This window comes from Litoreibacter ascidiaceicola (assembly GCF_900129235.1).
Taxonomy (GTDB): Bacteria; Pseudomonadota; Alphaproteobacteria; order Rhodobacterales; family Rhodobacteraceae; genus Litoreibacter; species Litoreibacter ascidiaceicola.
Genome location: NZ_FQUV01000001.1, coordinates 579,067 through 601,085, shown reverse-complemented (window position 1 = coordinate 601,085; position 22,019 = coordinate 579,067). Strand labels below are relative to the sequence as shown.

Genomic DNA, 22,019 nt, shown 5'->3' with positions numbered 1-22,019 from the left:
CGCAACTTATGTGCGGGGGGCAGGGGCAACAAGGCGAAGGTGAACAATTCGTGGAGATCAGGCGGAATGACCGTCCACTGTCGGCGCGCCGCGCGGGGCAAGATCATCGTTGTGGACGATGACGCCGTCATCGGTGAACAAGACGACCCCGTAGCCGCCCGCCTCGTCAATGGAATGATCGCTGCCAGCGACGCCCAAATACATCGGCGTCTGATGACAGGTACCCTTGAAGGTCGCATAGGGAGTGCCGCGCGCGCCGCCCGAGATGGTGCGATGGACGTGCCCGCATAGCAGCTGCACCACGTTGGGAAATTCTGCAATCAGGGCATGCAACTCGTCCTCGTTGCGTAGGCGAATATCATCCATGCCGTCTAGTCCGGTCAGGAAGGGCGGGTGGTGCAGCGCCAATGTGACAGGCGCGCCGTCGGCCGTCTCTAGAGTGTTGCGCAGCCAGGCTAGGCGGGCCTCACACAGGATGCCGGAATGACGAGGGGTCGCATCCGCGTCGAAACTGTCGAGGCAAATCAGACGATGGCTGCCAAGCTCGACCACATGCTGGACATGGCCGGAGGTCGTCAGTGGCGCATCTGGAAATTCGGCGATAAATGTGGCGCGGTCGTCGTGGTTGCCCAGCATCAGCGAAACCGGAATGTCTACGCGTGCCAGCAGGTCTCTCAGTCGCGCATATTGAACAGCGCGCCCGTGATGGGTCAGATCCCCAAGGATGACGATCCGTGCGGCATCGGGATGGTGTTCCAATGCATGGTCCAACACATCGGCGAGCCGCTCGGAAGGGTTGAGCCCTATGATATCTTCACCCGGTTCAACCAGGTGGGTGTCTGTCAAAACAAGGAGTTTCATCTTGGTTCAAATATTCCCGCCGGAGGCTCCGAACTGAGCCACAAACGAATCCTAGCGGGCCATTTCACAGCCCGCTAGTCCAAGTCTTCCAAAAATATGATGCCGCCCGCACAGCGGGCGACAATTAGGTCAGACCTCTTCGAACTCGATCAGCAGATCTTTGGCGTCGATTTGCCCACCGGGGACGACATGTACGGCCTTGATGATCGCGTCGCGCTCGGCGTGGATGCCGGTTTCCATTTTCATCGCCTCGATGGTCAACAGCAGATCGCCCTCTTTGACTTCGGCCCCGGCTCGGGCCGCGACCGTGGCCACAACTCCGGGCATCGGCGCGCCGATATGGTTGGGGTTGCCAACTTCGGCCTTCGGCATCCGCGCGGTGGCGGAGCTGGCCTTGCGGTTTGGCACGCGCACCACGCGCGGGGCGCCGTTCAGCTCGAAAAACACCTTGGCGTCGCCAGCGTCGTCGGTTTCGCCCACGGCCTGCATGCGGATTTCCAGCGTTTTGCCCGGGTCGATCTCGGCGCTGATCTCCTCGCCCGGCTCCATGCCGTAAAAGAAGGTCCGCGTAGGCAAGGTGCGCACGGGGCCGTAGATTTTATGGCGCTCGGCATAGTCGGTGAAAACTTTGGGGTACATCAGGTAGCCATTCAGGTCTTCGTTGTCGATATCGCGGCCGCCCAGCTTTGCAGAGACCTCGGCACGGGCCGCTTCCAGATCGACCGGCTCCAGCTTCTCGCCGGGGCGGTGGGTCATGGGTTTCTCGCCCTTGAGGATTTTCTTCTGGATCGCCTTCGGCCAGCCGCCGGGAGGTTGGCCCAGATTGCCGCGCATCATGTCGATGACACTGTCCGGGAAGGCCACGTCGGTGTTCGGGTCCTCGACCTGCGCACGGGTCAGGCCTTGGGAGACCATCATCAACGCCATGTCACCCACCACCTTTGAGGATGGCGTTACCTTCACGATGTCGCCGAACATCTGGTTCACATCCGCATAGGTTTGCGCGACCTCGTGCCAGCGTTCCTCCAGCCCGACGGAACGCGCCTGTGCCTTGAGGTTGGTGAACTGCCCGCCGGGCATTTCATGCAGGTAAACCTCGGAGGCGGGGGCCTGCATGCCGCTCTCGAACGCCGCATATTGACCACGCACGGCTTCCCAATAGTCGGAAATCTGGCGCACGGTTTTGATGTCGAGGCCGGTGTCGCGCTCTGTATGCGCCAGCGCCTCGACCACAGAGCCGAGGGTCGCCTGAGAGGTGTTGCCCGACAGCGCGTCCATGGCGCAATCGACGGCGTCCACACCAGCGGCGGACGCCGCGAGGATTGACGCGATTGCGCCGCCTGCGGTGTCATGGGTGTGGAAGTGGATCGGCAGGCCGACCTCTTCTTTCAAGGCCTTTACAAGGATGCTGGCAGAGGCGGGTTTCAGCAGCCCCGCCATGTCTTTGAGGCCCAGTACATGCGCGCCCGCGTCTTTGAGCTGTTTGCCCATTTCGACATAGTATTTCAGGTTATACTTTGCGCGGTCGGGATTCAGGATGTCGCCCGTGTAGCAGATCGCGCCTTCGCAGACCTTGCCGGAGGCGTTCACGGCGTCCATTGCCACGCGCATGTTTTCGACCCAGTTCAGGCTGTCGAACACGCGGAACACGTCGACACCGGTTTCGGCGGCTTGACGCACGAATTCCCGCACCACGTTGTCGGGGTAGTTGGTGTATCCAACGCCATTGGACGCGCGCAGCAGCATTTGCGTCATCACGTTGGGCATGGCCGCGCGCAGGTCGCGCAGGCGCTGCCACGGGCATTCCTGCAAGAAGCGGTAGGCCACGTCGAACGTGGCCCCCCCCCAGCATTCCATGGAGAACAGCTGTGGCATGTTCGCAGCATAGGTCGGGGCGACGCGGATCATGTCGATGGAGCGCATGCGGGTGGCGAGCAGCGATTGGTGCCCGTCGCGCATGGTGGTGTCGGTGATCAGCAGTTGTTTCTGGTCTGCCATCCAATCGGCCACGGCTTGGGGGCCATGATCCTCCAGAATGTTGCGCGTCCCGTAGGCCGGCTGGCCCACAGGTTGCGGCGCGCGCGGGATGCGGGCTTCGGCTGGCACGGGGCGGCCTTCGGTCTCGGGGTGGCCGTTGACCGAGATATCCGCGATGTAGGTCAGGATTTTTGTTGCGCGGTCGCGGCGCTTTTTGAAGTCGAACAGCTCCGGCGTCTCGTCGATGAACTTGGTGTGGTACTCGTAGTTCAGGAAGGTCGGATGCTTGAGCAGATTTTCCACGAAGGCAATGTTCGTGGACACGCCGCGCACGCGGAATTCGCGCAACGCGCGGTCCATGCGCCGGATCGCGGCTTCGGGCGTCGGCGCCCATGCCGTGACCTTGGTCAGCAAGCTGTCATAATAGCGTGTGATCACCGCACCCGCATAGGCGGTGCCGCCGTCGAGACGGATTCCCATGCCGGTGGCAGAGCGGTAGGTGGTGATGCGGCCATAGTCAGGGATGAAGTTGTTTTGCGGGTCCTCGGTCGTGACGCGGCATTGCAGGGCGTGGCCGTCGAGCTTCACATCATATTGTGACGCGCAACCTGTGGCCTCGATCAGGGACTTGCCCTCGGCGATCAGGATCTGCGCGCGGACGATGTCGATGCCGGTGACTTCTTCGGTGACGGTGTGCTCGACCTGAACACGGGGGTTCACCTCAATGAAGTAAAACTCGCCGCTGTCCATATCCATCAGGAATTCGACGGTGCCTGCGCATTCGTAATTCACGTGTTCGCAGATTTTCTTGCCGAGCTGGCAGATCTGCTCGCGCTGCGTGCCTGACAGATAGGGGGCAGGGGCGCGTTCAACGACTTTCTGGTTGCGGCGCTGAACCGAGCAGTCACGCTCGTACAAGTGGTAGATTTCGCCGTGGCTGTCGCCGAGGATCTGGACCTCGACGTGACGGGCGCGGACGATCATTTTTTCAAGGAAACCTGCGGCGTTTCCGAAAGCGGCTTCGGCTTCGCGGCGGCCTTCAAGCACCTTTTCTTCCAGCTCGTCTTCGGAGTTGATGGCGCGCATCCCGCGACCACCACCACCCCAAGAGGCTTTGAGCATCAGGGGGTAGCCGACCTTCGCGGCCTCTTTCTTGATGGCGTCCATGTCGTCGCCCAGAACGCCCGTCGCGGGGATCACCGGAACGCCCGCGTCTACGGCCACTTGGCGGGCGGAAGCCTTATCGCCAAGCGCGCGCATGGTTTCGGCCTTGGGACCGATGAACTTGATGCCAGCTTCGTCACAGGCGTCAACGAATTCGGGGTTTTCGGACAGCAGGCCATAGCCCGGATGGATCGCGTCTGCGCCGGACATTTTGGCGACGCGGATGATTTCCTCAATGCTGAGATAGGCGGCCACGGGTCCAAGGCCTTCGCCGATCTTGTAGGCCTCGTCCGCTTTGAAACGGTGCAGGCCCAGCTTGTCCTCCTCGGCATAGACGGCGACGGTTTTCTTGCCCATTTCGTTGGCGGCGCGCATGACGCGAATGGCAATTTCGCCGCGGTTTGCGATAAGAATTTTCTGAAAATCGGCCATGGCAGAAGGACCCCTATTTGTGCAGTTGCAGCATGAATAGGGGCAAAGGGGCGGTGCGTAAACTAGCTACGACTGGGTAGCCGCAAATTTCTGTTGGCGCTAACAAGATGCTGGAGCCCTTGTTTGTCTGCGCTCACAACAGACGGGCTGGCAGCTCTTTCAGGGTTTTCGTGCCCAGCTGGCCCATGTTGGAGACCATGTCCTTAGCCAGCATATCGGCCAAATGGGCGGGTCCGGCATCGCCCAATGCGCCCAATGCATAATGCCACGGGCGGCCCAGCATGACGAAATCCGCGCCATGGGCGATGGCCCGCAGGATGTCCAAACCTCCCTCGATACCACTGTCGAAGATCAGCGGCAGGGTGGTGGCGGCGCGGACATGGGGGAGGGCCTCGATGGTGGACGGGCCGCCGTCGAACTGGCGGCCAGCGTGGTTGGAGACCCAGAGAGCGTCTACGCCTTCGTCTTGCAGCCGCGCCGCGTCGTCGGCGTTGCAGACGCCTTTGATGATCAGCGGGCCGTCCCATTCGTCGCGCAGGTATTTGACGTAATCCCAGCCGGGCGAGGTGCGCAGCAGGTAGCCGACATGCTCGGTCGAGGACAGGCTGGTGGTCTGCTCTGCGTAGCTGTCCATCAGCTTCATGCGGGGCATGCCGGTTTTGCGGATGCCGTTGAGCCACGCGGGGCGCAGCGCCGCCTGCATCGCCAGCCTTCCGGTCAGGCGCGGGGGCTGGGTCAGGCCGCCACGGGTCTGGCGTTCGCGCCGGGAGGCCACGGGGACGTCGACAGTCATGATCAGCGTGTTGAAACCTGCCGCTTTGGCGCGTTTCATCATGTCTTTGCGAATGTCGGGGTCGCGGGGGGGATACATCTGGAACCACGCATCCTCGCCCAGATACGGGGCCACGTCCTTGGGTGTCTGAGTTGCGACAGTGGACATGGAATATGGGATACCTTGGCGGGCGGCTTCTTGGGCCAGCAGTCGTTCCGCGCCGGGCCAGATCAGCCCGGACATGCCGACGGGCGCGATGCCAAAGGGCAGCTTGTAGTCGCGGCCAAGGAAGGTTGTGGACAGCTCGGGCGTGAACTCGCCATGCAGAATGGAGGGGCGCAACAGCACCTCGTCGAGCTTGGTGCGGTTGCGCTTCAATGTGGCCTCTTGGCCCGTGGCGCTGTCTAGATATTCCCAGACGAAATGCGGGATACGCTTGCGGGCGCGAGCCTTGAGGTCGGAGAGGTCGGGGTATTTTGCGTGGTGATCCATCATGGCGACCTCAGAACTGGCTTAGAAACTTGTAGAGCCGACGCTGCGCATCGCCAGTCCACATATTGATATGGCCCGCGCCTTGGACTGCGTAAAGCTCCTTTTGTGCGGAGCCTGCGGCAGCGAGTAGGGCGCGGCCCATGGAGATCGGGATCAGGTTATCCTTGGTGCCGTGCAGGATCAGAAGCGGCGATTTGACTTGCGGGATGCGCTCAAGCGATGGCCACCGGCTGAGCATCAGGCCCGTTGCCAGCGGCAGTTGCGGATGCATATGCGCCGCGACGTCCTTGAGGGAGGTGAACGGAGCCTCCAGCACAATGGCACGAGGGCGCGGTGTGCCGTGGTCCATCATGTAGCTTGCGCTCAGACTGATCGCGACGGCGGCGCCAATGCTCTCCCCGTAGATGATCGGGACGGTGGGCGCGCCGGTTATGTGACCGGCAGTAAGCGCGCGGTACAGGTCACGAATATCGTTGGTGATGGCTTTTTCGGTCGGCCAGCCCTTGCTGCCATTACCGCCGCGCAAGGACGGGGCCACGAGGCCGTAGCCGCGATCCATCAGCCGTTGGAACCGTGCGGTGCGCTTGGCGATGTGGCCCGCGTTGCCGTGCAGATAGAGGATCGTTGGCTTGCCGCGTTTAGGCGGGGCAGTCCAGATGACCATGCCACCGAGTTTGGTCTCGGAGATGCGGGCGTCGGACGGGGCGATGGCGCGTGGATCCAATGGGTAGACGACAAGACGCTCCAGCGTGAAATAGATGCCGAAGAACAGCGCCAGCAGGACAATCGCGCGCAGCAACAGGCGCATTATTCGACCGTGTAAGGCAGCGTGCCGCGTTGGTCATGATCGACGCTGAGTTTGCTTTCAAGCGGCGGGACGGAGCGTTGGTGGCAGTCGCGGCGCGGGCAGATGCGGCAGGAGATGCCAATGGGTTCAAAAGCTTGCGGGCTGGCAGGGAGCATGTCGTCGGCATAGACCAAAGCGCTGGCATGGGTCATCTCGCAGCCCAAGGCGATCGCGTAGCGGCGGGTGGGTGCGGTGAAGCTGCCACCGGGTTTGGAGACGTCGCGGGCGATGGAGATGTAGCGCACGCCATCCGGCGTTTCGGCCAGTTGACGCAGGAACCGGCCGGGGGTTTCGAACGCGCGATGCACGTTCCACAAGGGGCAGGGGCCACCGAAACGGGCGAATTGCAGGCGCGTGGCGGAATGGCGTTTGGTGATGGTGCCTGCCTGATCGACGCGCACGAAGAAGAACGGAATGCCCTTGGCACCGGGGCGTTGCAGGGTGGAGAGGCGGTGGGCGACCTGCTCGATGGATGCGCCGAATTGGTCCGCCAATTGCTCTAGGTCGTGACGTGTGGTCTGAGCGGCTTCCAGAAACGCGGTGTAGGGCATGAGGGCCGCGCCCGCGAAGTAGTTGGCCAGCCCGATCTTGGCGATATGGCGCGCGGCGTCGGTTTGGAAGCGGGCGAGGTCCAAAGTGGCGTCCAAAAGCTCGTTTTGTTCGAGAAGGGCAATTTGGTGCAGCAGCTGGAAGCGCTGCGTGGAGGGCGTTGAACTGGCGGCAAGGCGGAGTGCATTCGCGACAGGATCGTATCGGCGAAGGGTTTTACTGTCAGTGAATTGCAGCTCGAAGTTGAGGTTTGATGCTCGCAGGATGTCACCCTCGATGGTGCTTGCAAAACGCTCAGCGGCACGGTCCACGGCGTCGATGTAATTGTCGCAATAGTGAAAGAAGTCCCGGACCTCTTCCCATGGGCTGGGCTGCAAATTCGTTGCTTCCTGCCCCAAAACCTCGTCCAGAGAGGCGAGGCGTTCGTGAGTTTGGCGGTAGGCGCGGTGCAACTCGATGAAGGCACGCGACAGCGCAGGCGCATTCGATGCGGCAAGGCGTAGATCAGCCAAAGGCGGGGCGATTTCGGCGAAGATCGGGTCGGACAGGGCTTCGGACATATCGGTGACCATGCGCTCTGCATCGCCGCTGGACAGCTCGGTGACATCGAAGCCGAACTCGCTTGCCATGGCGAGGACCACGGATGTGGAGACCGGCCGATTGTTGTTCTCCATCTGGTTGAGATAGGGCAGTGACACGCCCAGTTTGGCTGCAAAGGCCTTTTGGGTCAGCCCCATACGGGTTCGCAGTTCGCGCAGCTTGGTGCCCGCGTAGAGTTTGCGTGGGGCCATATCCGGCATGCCTTTGCAGTTTTGCTATGTCACGTCATAGCCTTTGCAAAGCTGTGGCTCAAGCGCGGCGAACCGCTTTCTCGCGGCGCAGGACCAGCAGGACGGATACGAGGCTGGCAACTGCGCTCAGCAGCATGACCCATTGCAACGGATAGCTGCCATGGCCGTGTTCCAGCAAGGTGCCGGAAAGGGCTGCGAGCGCTGCGCCGCCGCCGATCATGATGGCCCCGCCGACGCCGGAGGCCGTGCCAGCCAGATGCGGGCGGACGGATAAAAGGCCTGCGGTGGCATTTGGCAGCACCATGCCATTGCCGAGACCCACAAAGGTACAAAAGGCAAAGAAGGTGAAGGCCGAGCCGTAACCGATTGCTGTCACAAACAAAGATGCCGCCATTCCGAAGACCAGCAGGAGGCTGCCGATCAGGATCATGCGGTTTACACCGATGCTGACGGAATAGCGCCCGGATATCAGGTTGCCGACGAAATAACCCACCGCGGGCACCCCGAAAAGGTATCGCGTGGTGGTGGAAGGCAGCTCGTACACCACGGAGGCCACATAGGGGGAGCCGCCAAGGAAGGCGAAGAATGCGCCCGAGGCGAAGGCGGCGGACAGGGCGTAACCCCAGAAACGAGGGGAGGTGAACAGCTCCGGATAGTCCTTGATCTGCGCCATAAAGCTAACGGATTTCGCCTGATTGGTTTCGCCCTGATCGGCCCAGCACAGCAGTGTCAAGCCCGTTCCGGCGGCGAAAGTGAACAGGAAGATCGCGCGCCAACCGAAGATTTCATCAATGAAGCCACCGATGGTGGGGGCAAACATGGGCACCAGCGACATGCCCATGGTGACGTAACCGATCATCGACGCGGCCTCGGCCATAGGGACCACGTCGCGCACGATGGTGCGCGACATCACCATGCCGACCGCGACAGAGGCCGCGATCATGCGGAAGGTCAGAAACATCTCGATCGTCGTCGACAGGTAACATCCGAGCGAAGCCATCGCGAAAATCGCCAGCGCCCCTAAAACGATGGGCCGGCGGCCAAAACGGTCCGATAGCGGGCCGATGATGATTTGGAGCGCTGCGGTGAAAGCCAGATACAGCGAGATCGACAGCTGCATGACGCCGTATTCGGTGTCGAAAGCCTGCGTCATCACCGGCAGCGACGGCAGGAATATCGACATATTCATTGCCGAGACCCCAGCGAGGAGCACGAGCGTTACGATATGTGGCGGAGTGGCGCGATTAAATAGGCGCGCGGACGAATAACTCATGAGCCGACGATAAGACGGCGAATTTGGAAGGTGAACCCGTTAGTTCAGATAATTTGCAGTTTTGCAGTATTCTACATGATGGGTTTGCTTAGTTTGCAAATTTGCCGTTTCGACCTTTGCCGCAACGCGGCGCGGGTGTAGGTTCTGCGCAACTTATTAGGGAGGCCCGCGCCATGAAAGATATCCTAAGCGAATTGGAAGACCGCCGCGAGACGGCCCGCCTTGGAGGTGGGGAGCGCCGCATTGCGGCTCAGCACGCCAAGGGCAAACTGACGGCACGTGAGCGGATCGAGCTGCTGCTGGACGAAGACAGCTTTGAAGAGTTCGACATGTTCGTGGCGCATCGCTGCACCGAGTTCGGGATGGAGAAAGACCGCCCCGCCGGCGACGGCGTCGTGACAGGTTGGGGCACCATCAACGGGCGGCTGGTTTACGTGTTTTCCCAAGACTTTACGGTGTTTGGCGGCTCGCTGTCGGAAACCCACGCGCAGAAGATTTGCAAGATACAGGACATGGCGGTGCAGAACGGCGCGCCGGTGATCGGGATCAACGATTCCGGCGGTGCGCGCATCCAAGAAGGGGTGGCGTCTTTGGCCGGATACGCCGAAGTGTTCCAGCGCAACATCATGGCATCCGGCGTGGTGCCGCAGATCAGCTTGATCATGGGGCCATGCGCGGGTGGTGCCGTGTATTCGCCTGCGATGACCGACTTCATCTTCATGGTGAAGGATTCGTCCTACATGTTCGTCACCGGCCCCGACGTGGTGAAGACCGTGACCAACGAGGTGGTGACTGCCGAGGAACTGGGTGGGGCATCTACGCATACGCGCAAGTCCTCCGTGGCCGATGGCGCGTTCGAGAACGATGTGGAAGCGTTGGCCGAAGTGCGCCGCTTGGTGGATTTCCTGCCGCTGAACAACCGCCAGAAGGCGCCCGTGCGCCCGTTCTTTGATGATCCGGCGCGGATCGAGGACAGCCTTGATACGCTGGTGCCAAGCAATGCGAACAGCCCGTATGACATGAAAGAGCTGATCACCAAGTTGGCGGACGAAGGCGACTTCTTCGAGATTCAGGAGGACTTCGCCAAGAATATCCTGACTGGCTTTATCCGCCTCGAAGGGCAGTCCGTCGGTGTTGTCGCCAACCAGCCGATGGTACTGGCGGGGTGTCTCGACATTGACAGCTCGCGCAAGGCGGCGCGGTTTGTGCGGTTCTGCGATGCGTTCGAAATTCCGATCCTGACGCTTGTGGACGTGCCGGGGTTCCTGCCGGGGACGTCTCAGGAATATGGCGGCGTGATCAAGCACGGCGCGAAATTGCTGTTTGCCTATGGTGAGGCGACCGTGCCGAAAGTGACCGTGATTACCCGCAAAGCCTATGGCGGCGCCTATGACGTGATGGCGTCCAAACACCTGCGTGGCGACTTTAACTACGCATGGCCCACCGCCGAGATCGCGGTGATGGGGGCCAAAGGGGCGGTCGAAATCCTGTACCGCGCCGAGTTGGGGGATGCCGAGAAGATCGCGGCGCGAACTGCTGACTACGAGGACCGCTTTGCGAACCCGTTCGTGGCCGCCGAGAAGGGCTTCATTGACGAGGTGATCATGCCGCACTCCACCCGCAAACGGATCGCGCGGGCTTTCGCGTCGCTGCGGGGCAAGTCGGTGACAAACCCGTGGAAGAAACACGACAATATACCGTTGTGAGGGCGTGATGACCGAATTTCACAACATCTCCGACGCGCCCACGCATGTAGCTCCGTTCTCTCATGCGGTTGAATCTGATGGTTGGGTGATCCTGACCGGACAGATGCCGACCAAGCCGGGAGGGGCCACCACGGACCCGCTGGACGACGGCGTGGAGGCGCAGACGCGTCAGGTGATGTTGAACCTCGAGACTGTGCTGAAGGGCGTCGGGCTGGACCTGAGCCATGTTGTGCAATGTCGCTGCTTTCTGACCGAGTTCGAGCGGGATTATGCGGTGTTCAACGAAACCTACAAAAGCTTCTTCCCGGCCGACAGATTGCCTGCGCGCACGACGGTGGGGGTGACGGCTTTGGCGGTCGGGGCCTTGGTGGAAATTGACTGCATCGCGAGGCGACCTGAATGAAACTTGCGGCGCTGATACTGGGGATCGCGACGGGGGCGGCTTCGGCGGATCAAGCTCCGTTGCAGGCCGTCTCAGCGGTGGAGTATTTGCCCCAAGAAGTGCTGTTCGAGCCATCCGGCGTCGATGATGCGGCGCGCCGTATAGTGCGCATGCGGCTGCTTGCACCACAAATTGTGGACCAAAAACAGTTCGGATTCGATGTCATCGAATCCGATTTTCAAGCGCTCTGTGAAAGTGAAGGGCTTCGAATTGTTGCGGAATCAGCGCCCAATGCCCGTGAAATTGTTGTCTCTGTTGCATCAGAAGCAATGCCATTCGGCGAATCCGCGCCGAATGTGGTGCAATATTTCGATCTGTTCACGGTCGTGGATGGCACCTGTGTTTGGGGTGGATTATGACGAAAACACAATATGTTGGCCAGTTTAGTTCAAGCTGTGGCGCGGATGATGCAATCGCAACACATCGCGTAAGAGACACATCGAAGATATATTTTTTTGCCAATGGAACGGCTACCTTGCGGGAAGGTTACATTTCTGTGACCCGTAATGTGTGCGATGAAGGAGTGGGGATTAGCCTCATTAATGATTCGCCATACCAAAACAGGAGACTCAGATGTCCAAGAGCATCAAAGCACTCGCAGCCTTCGGCTTCGTCGCAATCGTCGCAGCATGCGGCGGCCAGCAAGAAGAAGAAGTTGTTATCATTGAGCCAGTTGCTGCTGAACCAGCATACAACAAATACTAAAACTACATTTGCGGGGCGGGCTTTCCGCATCGCCCCGCAAAACCCTACCGGCCTGACAGCGCAGCCAGCGCGCGCGGCCCACTCCATTTTCAATAGTGATACCCGTCCCGTAACTCGCGCCCGCGCGACCCGTTCGCATGCGCGCGTGTCAGAACGCGGGATGCACGACATACGCTCAAAGGTGACACCATGTTAAAGCACAAGGGCTTTCCCTCGCGGCTGCCGGGAACGGATTTCCAGTTTACCATCCGTCGCGATAACAAGGACGGGGCCACTCCTTTAACCAAGCGCGAACGCTATGCAGACCGGCGTCCGATGGACCGGCGAGCTGATGCCGGATTCATGTGGGCTTTGGTGCAGCATTTCGGTGAGGAGCCGTTCGAGCGTGGCAACCTTGATGCCGGGCGGTTGAGCTGGCTCTTCGGTCGCGAAGTCGTCCCGGCGGAGGATCCGTTCGATCCTGCAAGCTACGAAGCGCTGCTGCGCATAGACATCCGCCGCGTACAAGGCACGTTCCCGAACGCATTTGCTGAAGAATTCATCGAATAATGGGCAAAATTGCGCTGACATATGAGCGATTTAAGCGAATTAATGCTCAAATTGACGCTACGGCAGTAATCGAGTTTGCTCAACCTGCCGCATGCCGCATCGTCGCTGGGCAGGTTAGTCCCTCCAGCACAGAGATGCGCCTGCATGTACAAAACCGTTACCCTTCCCCTCTGAAGAGGTCTGCTCGTTTGGGCAGACCTCTTTTTTTCTGTGCGGGCAGGCGCGGGCGGCAAAGTGCCGATGCCTCCCCTGCGGTTCGCGCAGAATTCCGCCAAATTCAGAAATTTAGAAAGTTTTTGAAACTTTTTCAGGCATTCGGGTGTTGGGTCTCTAAGAGCAATCAAGGAGAATTCCAATGCGTAAGACATTCCTCATCTCGACCCTTTTTGCGGCAGCCTTCGCGCTGTCAGCCTGTGATTCCGACGCCGAACGCGGCCTTGTCGGGGCAGGCGCAGGTGCAGCCGTCGCCTCGGCCACAGGTGGCAACGCCGTTACGGGCGCTGTCCTTGGTGGCGCGGCAGGCGTGTTCTGCGACGACGCAGGCATCTGCAAGTAATAACCAGACAACCACTAACCAGACCAACAGGGCCGGGATGCGCAGATGCGCGCCCCGGCCTTTTTTGATGCAAGACCCCCAGCCGATGGGCTGGGCAAGAGGGGACCTGACCTAATGTTCAAGAAAATCCTGATCGCCAACCGTGGTGAAATTGCCTGCCGTGTCATCAAGACCGCCCGCAAGATGGGTATCAAAACGGTGGCGATATATTCGGATGCCGATGCGCAAGCGATGCATGTGCAAATGGCAGATGAGGCGGTGCATATCGGGCCACCCCCAGCCAATCAATCCTACATCGTTATCGACAAAGTGATGGCGGCGATCAAGGAGACGGGGGCAGAGGCCGTGCATCCGGGGTACGGGTTCTTGTCGGAAAACTCCAAGTTTGCGGAAGCGTTGGAAGCCGCCGGCGTCGCCTTCATCGGACCACCTGTTGGCGCGATCGAGAAAATGGGGGACAAGATCACCTCCAAGAAGATCGCCCAAGAGGCCAACGTGTCCACGGTTCCGGGGCATATGGGGCTGATCGAGGACGCTGAAGAAGCGGTGAAGATTTCGAAGGAAATCGGCTATCCGGTGATGATTAAGGCCTCCGCCGGTGGCGGCGGCAAGGGAATGCGGATTGCATGGAATGACGACGAGGCCCGTGAGGGGTTTCAGTCCTCCAAGAACGAGGCGGCGAGTTCCTTTGGTGATGACCGCATTTTCATCGAGAAGTTTGTCACCCAGCCGCGTCACATTGAAATTCAGGTTCTGGCCGACGCGCATGGCAACAGCATTTATCTGGGCGAGCGGGAATGTTCGATCCAGCGTCGCCAGCAGAAGGTGATCGAGGAAGCGCCATCGCCGTTTCTGGACGAGGCGACCCGAAAGGCGATGGGCGAGCAGTCCTGTGCCTTGGCGCAGGCGGTTGGTTATACCTCTGCCGGTACGGTTGAATTTATCGTCGATGGCGACCGCAACTTCTACTTCCTTGAGATGAACACCCGTTTGCAGGTGGAGCATCCGGTGACGGAGCTGATTACCGGTGTCGACTTGGTCGAGCAGATGATCCGCGTGGCCTATGGCGAGAAGCTGAAGCTGAAACAGAAAGACATCAAGCTGAACGGCTGGGCGATGGAATCGCGGCTTTACGCGGAAGACCCGTATCGCGGCTTCCTGCCGTCGATTGGCCGCCTGACCCGCTACCGTCCACCGGCTGAGAAGCACAATGACAAGCGCGCCGTGCGCAATGATACGGGGGTGTATGAGGGCGGCGAGATTTCGATGTATTACGACCCGATGATCGCCAAGCTGTGTTCTTGGGGGCCAACCCGCGCGGAAGCCATCGAGCATATGCGTGTGGCTCTGGACAGCTTCGAAGTGGAAGGCATTGGCCACAACCTGCCGTTCTGCGCCGCTGTTATGGACCATCCGAAGTTTGTGTCCGGCGACATCACCACTGCGTTTATCGAGGAAGAATATCCTGAGGGTTTCATGGGGGTGGAGCTGCCGAAAGAGACCTTGGCACGCATTGCGTCCTCGGCGGCGGCTATGCACCGCGTTGCCGAAATCCGCCGCGCGCGGATTTCCGGCACCATGGACAACCACCGCCGCAAGGTGGGCAAGGATTGGGTCGTGACCCTGCAAGGCGAGCGCTTTGAGGTGAAGATCAAGGCCGACAAAAAGGGCGCGACCGTGAAGCACGCCGACGGCACCAAGCAACGTGTCTCCTCGGACTGGACGCCGGGCGACAGCCTTGCCAAGCTGAAGGTCGATGGCGAGAAGCTGGTGCTGAAGGTCGAAAAGATCTCTGGCGGGTTCCGGATGCGCCACCGTGGCGCGGACCTGAAAGTGCATGTGCGCACGCCGCGTCAGGCTGAACTGGCATCCTTGATGCTTGAGAAGACGCCACCGGACACTTCCAAGCTGCTGCTCTGCCCGATGCCGGGTTTGATTGTCAAAGTGGACGTGAAAGTCGGTGACGAGGTGCAGGAAGGCCAAGCGCTGTGCACTGTCGAGGCGATGAAGATGGAGAACATCCTGCGTGCGGAGCGCAAGGGGAAGGTCTCCAAGATCAACGCGGATGCCGGCGATAATCTGGCAGTGGACGACATCATCATGGAGTTTGAATAGACCGCGATGGCCGTTTTCGACAACATCATCGACCCAAGGGTGCAGCAGGCAGTTGTCGGCGGGCTCTTCTTGGCGGTGGGGTGGGTTTATAACGGCCATCGCAACCGGCTGCGGGAGCGGCGGCGGCGTCTGGAGAAGATGCAGGATGTGCAGACCGCGTTGATTGCGGAGATCGACCACTACGTGGTGACGTTGAAGCAGTTTGACCTGACGGCCACGTGGCAGCGCATTGTCGGTGCCATGGAAGATGACGACAGCTACACGCCCGTGGTGCCCAGCGAGCGCAACGATACGGTGTTTTCGGCGCTTGTTGCGGAAATTCATCTGCTGCCGGAGGAGGTTATCCAGCCGGTCGTCGGTTACTACAATCAGGTGTTCGCGGTGGATGCGATCATCGACGACTTGCGGTCCGATTTATTTCGGGAAATGGATCAGGTGCAGCGCATCGGCATGTATACAGACTACATTGCCCTGAAGCAGGAAGCATTGGCACGTGGAGAAAGAGCCCTGCGCGCGTTACGCGTCAGCACGGGCCGTGAGCCTAACCCTAGTAGCCGGGTCGCGGGCCCGTCTGACCAGTCATAGGGGGCGGAGATTTTGGTGTCTTGGACATATCACTCACCTCTTGGGTCTACGGTCGGGCAGTATGCCGTTCCTGCGACTAATATAGGTACCTTTGCGTTAATGCGCAATGAAGCAGGAGCTCAATCGTTCAATTCGGCGTCTTGCGCCGCCCGTCTGTCGCGGAGTTCCTGCAAGCGCAGTGGCATCTTGTCGATGGCGCGGGTGATTTCGCGCACATCCCACGGGGATGGCTTGCGCAGCTCCACCTCGCCATCCTTACCGATCAGCACCATCATGAACCCGCGCGGACGCAGTGTGTTGCGAATTTCGGACGGGTTTTTAGGGTCTGAGTCGATCAGGATCACCACATCGCGGTCAATCAGGGGGTCCGGTCGCGCCTCCAAAAGCTCGATCTGGCGGGTGAAACGCGGATCGGCCGGGGTGTCGGCAAACACCACAACGGCGCGTCTGAGCCAGAGAAAATCGCTCAAATTCGCCTCAACTGCATCATATGGGCCAATTGCGGTGGGGTCGTCCAACACGTTTTCGGGCAACCCGGCGGCCGAGGTCTGGGTGGCAAAAAATGCAGATAAAACAAATAAGATAGCGTGTTTCATGAAGGCTCCCTCTGCCCCTAATATAGGGGGCAATTTCGGGAATGGAATGGTGCGCTTGCGCACAAATGCGCCAGCCTTGCGTGTTAAGCCAATGGTCAGCCTTTGGGCTGACAACAAACGCTCCAGCCGGTCGCACAGGGCGACAGGTGCTACAGGGGCGTTTGTTGTGGATATTTGCCTGCATCTTGGGGCGCATCGGACCGGCTCGACCGGTTTTCAGGTCATGCTGAACGGCCAACGGCCTGCGCTGCGCCGCGCCGGACTTGCCTTTTGGGGGCCAGAGCGCACTCGCGGTGGCCTGCTGGCAGGGCTTGTCAAAAACCCGCATCATCTGAGCGCGCGCGATACACAGCTTGGTCAACGCTCCTGCGGGCGGTTGCGCATGGAATTCACGCGGCTGGAGCAGGCAGGTGTCCAGCAGCTTATTCTGAGCGAAGAAAACCTTATCGGCACCATGGCGCAGAACTTGGAGGCGGTGCGCCTCTATGGTCAGCTATCAGACCGTCTTGAACGGGTTGGTCCAGCATTTGAGGGACGTGGTTTGCGCATCGGTATCGCTATCCGTGCATATGACCTGCATTGGGCCTCGCAACTGGCGTTCAGGGTGAAAGCAGGGGCGGCTTTGCCGTCTGCGGCAGATTTGGACCGGCTGGTTACCCAACCACGTCGCTGGCGCGATGTGATTGCCGATATCGGCGATATCTTTCCCATGGCGCAGCTTGTGGTCTGGCCGTTTGAAGGCTGGGTTGCCAATCCGGCCCCGTTGGTTGCGGCCCTCGCCGGTCGGCCCGTGGCACTTGGACCGATGGCCAAGCCGTCTAAATCCAACGCCTCTGCGCCAGCAGCAGCGCTCGCCGAGATTGCTGCGGAACGCGGCGATCTGGATGGCGCTTTGAGGCTGGCCACAGCACGGCATGGCGCTTGCTACATGCCGTTTGACAGCGAACAGGTGTGGAAGCTGCAAGAAGATTACCGCGCGGACATCGCCTGGCTAAAAGCCGGAGCGGGGCCGCGTGTGACCTACCTCGACCCGACCGAAGACACATTCGGCGGGGCAGACATGACAGAAGGAAGCCACCATGACCGACAAGAAAGAAGCGTGGGAAGCACGCGCTGAAAAAGAGCTGCGCGGCCGCCCGTTGGAAGACTTGACGTGGGACAGCCCCGAAGGCATCGCGATCCAGCCGGTGTATACCGAGGAGGACGCGGCGGATCTTGAGCATATGGGCTCCATGCCCGGAGAGGGGCCGTTTACCCGCGGCCCGCGTTCCACCATGTATACGGGGCGTCCTTGGACGATCCGGCAATATGCAGGATTTTCCACGGCGGAAGAGTCCAACGCGTTCTACCGCAAGGCGTTGGATGCGGGTCAGCAAGGGGTTTCCGTCGCATTCGATCTGGCGACGCACCGCGGCTATGACAGCGACCACGCCCGTGTTGAGGGCGATGTGGGCAAGGCCGGTGTGGCGATTGACAGCGTTGAGGACATGAAAATCCTGTTCGACGGCATCCCGCTGGACAAGGTGTCGGTGTCGATGACCATGAACGGTGCGGTGATCCCCGTACTGGCGTCGTTTATCGTCGCAGGTGAAGAGCAGGGCCACGACCGCGCGGTGCTGTCCGGCACCATCCAGAACGACATTCTCAAAGAATTCATGGTCCGCAACACCTACATCTACCCGCCGGAGCCATCTATGCGGATCGTTTCGGATATTATCGCGTTTACGGCGTCGGACATGCCGAAATTCAACTCGATCTCGATTTCCGGCTACCACATGCAGGAAGCGGGCGCGAATTTGGTGCAGGAGCTGGCGTTCACTCTGGCGGACGGGCGCGAATATGTGCGCGCGGCGATTGCCAACGGCATGGACGTGGATGCGTTCGCAGGGCGGCTGTCGTTCTTCTTCGCCATTGGGATGAACTTCTTCATGGAGGCCGCCAAACTGCGCGCGGCGCGGTTCCTGTGGCACAAGATCATGAGCGAGTTTAACCCCAAGAAAGAGGGCTCGCTAATGCTGAGGACGCACTGCCAGACTTCCGGCGTGTCGTTGCAGGAACAAGACCCCTACAACAACATCGTGCGCACGGCTTACGAGGCGATGTCGGCGGTGTTGGGTGGCACGCAGTCGCTGCACACCAATTCGTTTGACGAAGCCATCGCGCTGCCAACAGCGTTCTCCTCGCGGATAGCACGGAACACGCAACTGATCTTGCAGAACGAGACCAAGGTGACCAAGGTCGTCGACCCGTTGGCGGGGTCTTACTATGTTGAGAAACTGACCTCCGATCTGGCGGACGAGGCGTGGAAAATCATCGAAGAGATCGAGGAAATGGGCGGCATGACCAAGGCCGTGGCTTCCGGCATGCCCAAGCTGCGGATCGAGGAAGCGGCGGCTCTGCGTCAGGCGCAGGTGGACCGTGGCGAGGAAGTGATTGTCGGGGTCAACAAGTTCCGCTTGGACAAGGAAGACCCGATCGACATTCTGGATGTGGACAACGTGGCAGTGCGGCTGAGCCAGATCGAGCGGCTCGACAAGATTAAGGCCACGCGGGACCAAGCGGCGTGTGACGCAGCTTTGGCGGCACTCGAAGAGGGCGCAAAGTCGGGTAACGGCAACCTGCTAGAACTGGCGGTCGATGCCGCACGTGCACGGGCAACAGTTGGAGAAATCAGCATGGCCATGGAGAAAACATTTGGTCGCCACCGCGCAGAAGTGAAGACTTTGGCGGGGGTCTATGGCGCAGCCTATGAGGGAGACGCAGACTTCGCCGCGATCCAGAAGGACGTCGAGGACTTCGCCGAGGAAGAAGGCCGACGCCCGCGTATGCTGGTGGTCAAGATGGGGCAGGACGGACATGACCGTGGCGCGAAAGTGATCGCGACCGCCTTTGCCGATATTGGCTTCGACGTTGATGTGGGGCCGCTGTTCCAAACACCGGAAGAAGCTGCACAGGACGCGGTGGACAACGATGTGCATGTCATCGGGATCAGCTCTCAGGCAGCGGGGCACAAGACCTTGGCGCCTAAACTGGTGGAGGCATTGAACGCCGCCGGTGCAGGCGACATTCTGGTGATTTGCGGCGGGGTGATCCCGCAGCAGGATTATGATTTTCTCTACAAGGCAGGCGTGAAAGCCATCTTCGGGCCCGGAACGAATATTCCGGAAGCAGCGAAGGACATCCTCGCCTTGATCCGCAAGGCGCGCGGCTGATGGGCAAGCGGGCGCTCATCCTGATGGGGATGGGTGCCGGCGCTGTTTGGGCGCTGGCGGCGATACCGTTGGCGCGTCAGGTATCATGGCATATGAAAATGCCGCTGATGGACGCCATGGCATGGTCGCTTTTACCCGGTGGCATTGTGCTGTTGTTGATGATCGGCCGCTTGGCCCAGCGGCGGTTCTTTGATGATGCGATCATTGATGGCGAGCCGTATCAGGAAGGGTCCGCCGCCGAAATTGACCAACGTGTGTTGCGCAATTCGGTGGAACAACTGGTGCTCAATATGGCGCTGTGGCCGTTTATTGGACTCACATTGGGGGCAGGGCCTGTGTTGCTATTGGGCGCATCCTTCGGCGTGACGCGATTGTTGTTCTGGCTTGGCTATCACATCTCGCCACCTCTACGGGCCTTCGGGTTCGCAGCGGGGTTTTACCCAACGATCACCCTGTTGGCTCTGGCACTGATCATCGCGGTCGAGGATTGGCGCTTTGCGTCCCTGACCGGTTGATCCCGAAAACGCAAAACGCCCGTTCGCGTGACAAGTTTTCGGTCACATTCGAGCGGAACCCTTGAAACCCGCCGTTCCATAGGTCACATCTGAACGGGAAATGAGGGATGATATGGCGCTACCAGTCCGCGAGCAGGCGAAATATTGGGGCATCGCGACTGCGGTGTTCCTTTTGGCGTTGTGGTATCTTGGCGACGTCATGCTGCCTTTTATCGTCGGTGGCGCGATTGCCTACGGGCTGGACCCGTTGGCCGACCGGCTGGAGCGAATGGGCGCCAGCCGCGTTGTGGCCACGACGGTTATCAGCCTTGTGGCGATCTTCGTATTTATCTTGATGGCGGTGTTGATCATTCCAATGATCGTCAGCCAAGCGGCGGGCCTGTTCGAGAGCGCGCCGGACCTGTTTGCGCGTCTGCGTGATTTCCTGTCGGAGCGATTTCCTGATCTGGGGGATGCAAACTCGACATTACGCCAGTCGTTGTCTTCCATCGGAGCGACCATTCAAGAGCGTGGCGGTGCCTTTGCCCAAAGCGTGTTTTCCTCGGCCCTAGGGGTCATCAACGCCGTTGTATTTATCGTCGTGGTGCCTGTTGTGGCGTTTTACATGTTGCTCGACTGGGACAACCTTGTCGCCAAAATCGACACGCTGCTGCCACGGGACCACGCGCCGCAGATTCGCAGGATCGCGGGGGAGATCGACAAAACCCTTGCCAGCTTTGTGCGTGGACAACTCACGGTGTGCTCCATCCTCGGTGTGTTTTACGCGGTAGGCTTGATGCTGGTTGGCCTCCAGTTCGGGCTGGTGGTCGGGTTTATTGCCGGGCTGATTTCATTCATTCCCTATGTCGGCGCCGTCATTGGCGGTGTCTTGGCGGTTGGCTTGGCCCTGTTCCAGTTTTGGGGCGAGCCCGCGATGATCGGGGCTGTGGCCGCCGTCTTCGTGGCGGGGCAGTTTCTGGAAGGGAACGTGCTGACGCCAAAACTGGTCGGCGAAAGTGTCGGCTTACACCCTGTCTGGCTGATGTTCGCGCTGTCTGTTTTTGGTACTTTGTTCGGCTTTGTGGGCATGCTCGTGGCCGTACCAGTTGCGGCGTCGTTGGGTGTCGTGGCTCGCTTTGGAACGGAGCAATACCGCTCAAGCCTCCTCTATAAGGGGCTGGATCGCGACGAAGAGCCGGAAGGCGACACTTAACATCATGTCTGAACAATTGGCCTTTTCCCTGCCCGCCAAAGAGGCGTTGGGGCGCGAAGATTATTTCGTTTCCGGTGCGAATGCGTTGGCTGTGGCTGCGGTTGAAAACTGGCTCAACTGGCCGTTGAACAAGATGGTTCTGGTGGGGCCGACAGGGTCTGGTAAAACCCATCTGGCGATGGTTTGGGCGCATGAAACCAGCGCGCGGATCGTGCGCGCGGATGCACTGGATGATCCGGTGGCGCTTGCACAGGGACCACTTGTTATCGAAGACCTGCACCTGATCGTCGGTGATCGCGCCGCCGAGACGCAGGCGTTTCATATGCATAACTTAATGCAAGAGGCGGGGCAGCCTATGCTGGTCACGTCTGCCCGTGCACCGGCACGGATCGAGTTTGCGCTGCCTGACCTGAGAAGCCGGATGGAAGGCACCTCCATCGCCACGTTGGAGGCATTGGATGACGCGTTGCTGATGGCGCTGGTGATGAAAATGTTCTCTGATCGCCAGATCGCGCTGAAACCTGACCTTCTAAACTACATCCTGCCAAGATTGCCGCGCAGCTTTGACGCCGTGCGCGGGTTTGTCGAGACGATGGACGCCCGTGCGCTGGCCGAGAAACGCCCGATTGGCAAAGGGTTGGCCCGTGACGTTTTGGCCGAGATCGCGGGTGAATAAACGCCAGCCATC

Annotated in this window: 20 protein-coding genes; 13 read left to right on the top strand and 7 right to left on the bottom strand. The window is 60.0% G+C overall.

Going from position 1 to position 22,019, the window contains the following annotated elements:
* Positions 1-57 precede the first annotated feature (57 nt).
* The 6 genes from BUB72_RS02830 to BUB72_RS02805 form a co-directional block, all read right to left on the bottom strand.
* On the bottom strand, positions 58-861 hold the full coding sequence (locus BUB72_RS02830) for a phosphodiesterase (protein WP_073140222.1): 804 nt from the start codon (positions 859-861) through the stop codon (positions 58-60).
* A 129-nt stretch (positions 862-990) separates the two neighbouring features.
* Positions 991-4,434: a pyruvate carboxylase gene (locus BUB72_RS02825; protein WP_073140219.1), complete on the bottom strand. Its 3,444-nt coding sequence runs from the start codon at positions 4,432-4,434 to the stop codon at positions 991-993.
* 133 nt (positions 4,435-4,567) lie between these two features.
* Positions 4,568-5,698 (bottom strand): alpha-hydroxy acid oxidase, encoded by a 1,131-nt coding sequence (locus tag BUB72_RS02820; RefSeq protein ID WP_073140512.1) that lies wholly within the window; start codon positions 5,696-5,698, stop codon positions 4,568-4,570.
* Positions 5,699-5,708: 10 nt separating this feature from the next.
* Complete coding sequence (locus BUB72_RS02815) at positions 5,709-6,506, bottom strand: alpha/beta hydrolase (protein WP_073140216.1); 798 nt, start codon at positions 6,504-6,506, stop codon at positions 5,709-5,711.
* Positions 6,506-7,885, bottom strand: a complete 1,380-nt coding sequence (locus BUB72_RS02810; RefSeq protein ID WP_073140213.1) for a helix-turn-helix domain-containing protein — start codon at positions 7,883-7,885, stop codon at positions 6,506-6,508. The genes BUB72_RS02815 and BUB72_RS02810 overlap by 1 nt, the downstream gene beginning before the upstream one ends.
* A gap of 58 nt (positions 7,886-7,943) precedes the next feature.
* On the bottom strand, positions 7,944-9,158 hold the full coding sequence (locus BUB72_RS02805) for a multidrug effflux MFS transporter (RefSeq protein ID WP_073140210.1): 1,215 nt from the start codon (positions 9,156-9,158) through the stop codon (positions 7,944-7,946).
* Positions 9,159-9,331: 173 nt separating this feature from the next.
* Between BUB72_RS02805 and BUB72_RS02800 the strand changes: the two genes are divergently transcribed.
* From BUB72_RS02800 to BUB72_RS02770, 8 genes are all read left to right on the top strand, one after another.
* Complete coding sequence (locus tag BUB72_RS02800; RefSeq protein ID WP_073140207.1) at positions 9,332-10,864, top strand: acyl-CoA carboxylase subunit beta; 1,533 nt, start codon at positions 9,332-9,334, stop codon at positions 10,862-10,864.
* A 7-nt stretch (positions 10,865-10,871) separates the two neighbouring features.
* Complete coding sequence (locus BUB72_RS02795) at positions 10,872-11,267, top strand: RidA family protein (RefSeq protein WP_073140204.1); 396 nt, start codon at positions 10,872-10,874, stop codon at positions 11,265-11,267.
* Positions 11,264-11,665 carry a DUF6497 family protein gene (locus BUB72_RS02790; RefSeq protein ID WP_073140200.1) on the top strand — a complete coding sequence of 134 codons (402 nt, stop codon included), beginning with the start codon at positions 11,264-11,266 and terminating at the stop codon, positions 11,663-11,665. The genes BUB72_RS02795 and BUB72_RS02790 overlap by 4 nt, the downstream gene beginning before the upstream one ends.
* 214 nt (positions 11,666-11,879) lie before the next feature.
* Positions 11,880-12,011, top strand: a complete 132-nt coding sequence (locus BUB72_RS19150) for a hypothetical protein (RefSeq protein ID WP_281250176.1) — start codon at positions 11,880-11,882, stop codon at positions 12,009-12,011.
* Positions 12,012-12,200: 189 nt separating this feature from the next.
* Positions 12,201-12,560, top strand: a complete 360-nt coding sequence (locus BUB72_RS02785; RefSeq protein ID WP_073140197.1) for a hypothetical protein — start codon at positions 12,201-12,203, stop codon at positions 12,558-12,560.
* Between the two features lie 355 nt (positions 12,561-12,915).
* Positions 12,916-13,116 (top strand): hypothetical protein, encoded by a 201-nt coding sequence (locus BUB72_RS02780; RefSeq protein ID WP_073140194.1) that lies wholly within the window; start codon positions 12,916-12,918, stop codon positions 13,114-13,116.
* A 114-nt stretch (positions 13,117-13,230) separates the two neighbouring features.
* Positions 13,231-15,231 (top strand): acetyl-CoA carboxylase biotin carboxylase subunit, encoded by a 2,001-nt coding sequence (locus BUB72_RS02775; protein WP_073140191.1) that lies wholly within the window; start codon positions 13,231-13,233, stop codon positions 15,229-15,231.
* Positions 15,232-15,237: 6 nt separating this feature from the next.
* Positions 15,238-15,816, top strand: a complete 579-nt coding sequence (locus BUB72_RS02770; protein ID WP_073140188.1) for a hypothetical protein — start codon at positions 15,238-15,240, stop codon at positions 15,814-15,816.
* A gap of 119 nt (positions 15,817-15,935) precedes the next feature.
* On the opposite strand, the gene BUB72_RS02765 is transcribed toward BUB72_RS02770, so the two are convergent.
* The gene (locus tag BUB72_RS02765; protein ID WP_073140185.1) at positions 15,936-16,412 is read right to left on the bottom strand and encodes a DUF4174 domain-containing protein; all 477 of its coding nucleotides are present in this window, start codon (positions 16,410-16,412) and stop codon (positions 15,936-15,938) included.
* Between the two features lie 46 nt (positions 16,413-16,458).
* Between BUB72_RS02765 and BUB72_RS02760 the strand changes: the two genes are divergently transcribed.
* From BUB72_RS02760 to BUB72_RS02740, 5 genes are all read left to right on the top strand, one after another.
* Positions 16,459-17,529 carry a hypothetical protein gene (locus tag BUB72_RS02760; protein ID WP_073140182.1) on the top strand — a complete coding sequence of 357 codons (1,071 nt, stop codon included), beginning with the start codon at positions 16,459-16,461 and terminating at the stop codon, positions 17,527-17,529.
* Complete coding sequence (gene scpA, locus BUB72_RS02755; RefSeq protein ID WP_073140179.1) at positions 17,492-19,624, top strand: methylmalonyl-CoA mutase; 2,133 nt, start codon at positions 17,492-17,494, stop codon at positions 19,622-19,624. The genes BUB72_RS02760 and scpA overlap by 38 nt, the downstream gene beginning before the upstream one ends.
* A complete protein-coding gene (locus BUB72_RS02750) occupies positions 19,624-20,139 on the top strand; it encodes an MAPEG family protein (protein WP_073140175.1) in 516 nt (171 codons plus the stop codon). Before scpA ends, BUB72_RS02750 begins: the two co-directional genes overlap by 1 nt.
* Before the next feature lie 112 nt (positions 20,140-20,251).
* Entirely contained in the window at positions 20,252-21,331 is a 1,080-nt protein-coding gene (locus tag BUB72_RS02745) for an AI-2E family transporter (RefSeq protein ID WP_073140172.1), read from the top strand.
* Between the two features lie 4 nt (positions 21,332-21,335).
* Positions 21,336-22,007, top strand: a complete 672-nt coding sequence (locus BUB72_RS02740) for a P-loop NTPase family protein (protein ID WP_073140169.1) — start codon at positions 21,336-21,338, stop codon at positions 22,005-22,007.
* The last annotated feature ends 12 nt before the right edge of the window (positions 22,008-22,019 follow it).